This window comes from Photobacterium sp. BZF1 (assembly GCF_014349205.1).
GTDB lineage: Bacteria > Pseudomonadota > Gammaproteobacteria > Enterobacterales > Vibrionaceae > Photobacterium.
In genome coordinates, this window is record NZ_JACSOF010000264.1 from 1 (window position 1) to 3376 (window position 3376).

Here is a 3376-nt window from a genome sequence, read left to right on the forward strand (position 1 = left end):
AGCTGTAAGCTGTAAGCTGTAAGCTGTAAGCTGTAAGCTGTAAGCTGTAAGCTGTAAGCTGTAAGCTGTAAGCTGTAAGCTGTAAGCTGTAAGCTGTAAAAGCTTGAAGTAATTTAAGTTATGATTACAAGTGTTAATACCAAAAAGATATGACTATTAACACTTGAGGAAGAATGCTTTAACCTTTTCTGATAGCTTCAAGCTAACAGCTAAAAACTTCAGCTGTCAGCTGTAGTAATCATTGACCGCTTTAATAAAGTCTTCTCGCATATCGGCAGGTAGCGCATTGACGCCAGCTGCGGCTGCACGACCACCTCCAGTCGGGAACTGGCTACAGATATCTCCAGCACCTTGCTTATTATTTAGTGGCGCACGGAGTGAAACGGTATATGTGCCGTCAGCGTTTTCAGTAAAGACAATATGAGCTATATCAGGTGATTTATTGGCTAGCTCATTACCAAATACGCCACTAATACGCTTAGACCATGCCTCATTAGGCATTGCAAATGCCTTGCAAGCAGCCTCATGGGCAACAGGCTCAAGGGCTAGTGCATGATTCATATCACTTTCATAACCCGCTTTCAAAGAATAATATGGCGAATCACTGTCTTCGATAACGGCAAGTGGGGAATGATAAGGTAATAGCTTTAGGTATAAATCAGCAGGTGCAAAATGCAAGTCATTAATGGTTGCACCATAACCGTTGTAGTTAATCAGTGTGCCCAACTCTTTCAGCAAAGATGCTTCACCTAGAGAAAGACCGGCTTCAGCCGCTAACTTGTCACCTACCGCAATCAGGTTATCACCATATGCTGCAGCTATTGCCCACATATGAAATTGACCATTAAGCAGGCTATCAACGATTAAGCTCGTACAAGTATTAGCGTCTACATCAATGTAAGACTCGAGTGATTCAGTCGTAGGAATGTCACCAGCACGGTGATGATCGGCATACAATACAGATGCACCGGCATCCAGCAGACGTTGCAAGTCTTCAATGTTCTTTTCCATCGATATGTCTAACACAGTGAGAGTATCACCGGGTTTTGCTTCGACTTGTTTAAGCAACTTAATATCACGCTTCACGCCAGTGATTAAGGTACTATCTTTCGGTTCCGCTAGACGTAGTTGAAGTAGAGCAATGATGCCGTCAGCATCACCATTGAAAATATCGTAATGAGTGGACATGGAAATCCTTTATGTTTTAGCGATCAGCGATCAGCGATCAGCGATCAGCGATCAGCGATCAGCGATCAGCGAAATATTTTTGGAAGAAATATAGCAGGTCAACATCAAAGATATGAAAGACTGTCAGCTCTTATCTGATCGCTGACAGCTCAAAGCTCTTTACTCCGAAATGTAGCCTTTCTCTACCAAATAACCCACCACCTGCTCTGCGCACTCTTCAATCGACAGCTCAGCTGTCTTGACATGAACTTCAGGAGAGATAGGTGCTTCATAAGTCGAATCAATACCTGTGAAATTCTTAATCTCACCTGCTCGGGCTTTTTTGTATAAGCCTTTAGGATCACGAGACTCGCAAACTTCAAGTGGTGTGTCGATATAGACTTCAACGAACTCATCGTCTTGAACCAGTTCACGGACTAATTGACGGTCGGCAATAAAAGGGGAAATGAAGGCCGTTAACACAATCAGACCTGAATCAACGAACAGTTTGCTCACTTCACCGATACGACGGATATTTTCAATGCGATCGAGATCACTAAATGATAAATCTTTATTCAAGCCATGACGAACGTTGTCGCCATCTAGTAAGTAGCTATGGCAGTTTTTATCGAACAGTTTTTTTTCAACCGCATTAGCGATGGTCGATTTGCCAGAACCGCTTAGACCAGTGAACCAAAGGATAACAGGTTTTTGTTGTTTTTGAGCGGCGCGCGCTTCATGGCTGACGACTTGGTCATGCCAGACAATGTTTTCATTCATAGTATATAGAGTAAAGTTAGAAGCTAGAAGCTAGAAGCTAGAAAGCTAGAAAGCTAGAAAGCTAGAAAGCTAGAAAGCTAGAAAGCTAGAAAGCTAGAAAGCTAGAAAGCTAGAAAGCTAGAAAGCTAGAAAGCTAGAAAATATCAAGGGCTGAAGGTAAGTCAACACTTTTAACTGATAGCTGATAGCTGATAGCTGATAGCTGATAGCTGATAGCTGATAAAGAATTAGTAAGCACCATCACGATTCAAAACAACACCAACTGTTTTGAACAAGATGGCAATATCATTCCATAATGACCAGTTTTTTACATACCAACTGTCTAGATAAACGCGAGTGTCATAATCAATGTCGTTACGACCACTTACCTGCCAAAGCCCAGACATCCCAGGTTTAGCCATGAGGTAGTATTCAGAATCATCTTTATAGCGAAGTAACTCTTCATCGATAATAGGACGCGGGCCAACTAAACTCATTTCACCTTTGAGTACATTCCAAAGTTGCGGTAATTCATCCAAGCTAGTTTTACGCAAAAAATGGCCAATGGGAGTGATGCGAGGATCGCTTTTAAGCTTAAAATCTTTATCCCATTCAGCCCTAGCTTCAGGGTCATTTTCAAGCAACTCTTGCAGGACTTCTTGCGAGTTCATCACCATAGAGCGAAACTTCAAGCATTTGAATTTCTTACCACCAAAACCAACGCGTTCGTGGCCATAAGTCGAAGAACCACCGTCACGAGAAACTTTCCAGCCAATATAGGCAAAAAGGGGCGACAACATGAGCAACAACAGGCTACTAACAACAATATCAAAAGTACGTTTAACAAAACGCGAAGACCTACGCACTAGATTATTGTTGATACGAAGCATCATGACTTCATGGCTAAAAAAATGCGAAATATCAGTGCCATAAAGTGGAACTCCGCGGGTTGAGGGAATAACCGAGATGTTGCGAATACCACGAGCAGATAGCGTTCGAATCCACTTATCTCGCAAATCACGCTGATCATATTCCAGAGCAATAAACACTTTGTAGTTCAATGCCCCACTATTTATGTACGACTCAGAGCGAATATATGGGATATCTTTAATCGGAGAAGACAGCGCTTGATCATCTGCAGCAACGAAAGCTTTAACATCAAAACCCATCATTTTTTCGCTGTTAATCGCTCGGTACGCTTCTTCTGCGTTATCAGAGCAACCTATGATAATACTGGGCATTTGCCATATCCCCTTTTGAATAAGCAACACCTTAAACATATAGCGCATCAGAGGCAAAATAATCAAGGGTAATGACCACAAAAACAGCCAACCAATTGTTACAATTTTAACATTTAACAAGGCTAGGGTTACGTAATCTAGTAGTGCAAATAAAATTAACGTACGGTAAATTTCATACAACTCGTTCCAAAAAGGTTTTCGATATGTAT

The 3376-nt window shown here is 41.7% G+C and carries 3 protein-coding genes; all 3 read right to left on the reverse strand.

From position 1 onward, the window contains the following. Nucleotides 1–225: 225 nt before the first annotated feature. Nucleotides 226–1188, reverse strand: coding sequence for a DHHA1 domain-containing protein (locus tag BIZ37_RS29685; RefSeq protein ID WP_187464604.1), 963 nt, complete (start codon nt 1186–1188; stop codon nt 226–228). A 159-nt stretch (nt 1189–1347) separates the two neighbouring features. After that, entirely contained in the window at nt 1348–1947 is a 600-nt protein-coding gene (gene cysC / locus BIZ37_RS29690; RefSeq protein ID WP_187464605.1) for an adenylyl-sulfate kinase, read from the reverse strand. Between the two features lie 227 nt (nt 1948–2174). Further along, nucleotides 2175–3376: undecaprenyl-phosphate galactose phosphotransferase WbaP (gene wbaP / locus BIZ37_RS29695; protein ID WP_187464606.1), on the reverse strand; the 1202-nt coding region annotated here is incomplete at its 5' end.

Coding starts and splice junctions, on each gene's coding strand:
- BIZ37_RS29685 (WP_187464604.1), bottom strand. CDS start 1,188: ATGTCCACTCATTACGATATTTTCAATGGTGATGCTGACGGCATCATT.
- cysC (WP_187464605.1), bottom strand. CDS start 1,947: ATGAATGAAAACATTGTCTGGCATGACCAAGTCGTCAGCCATGAAGCG.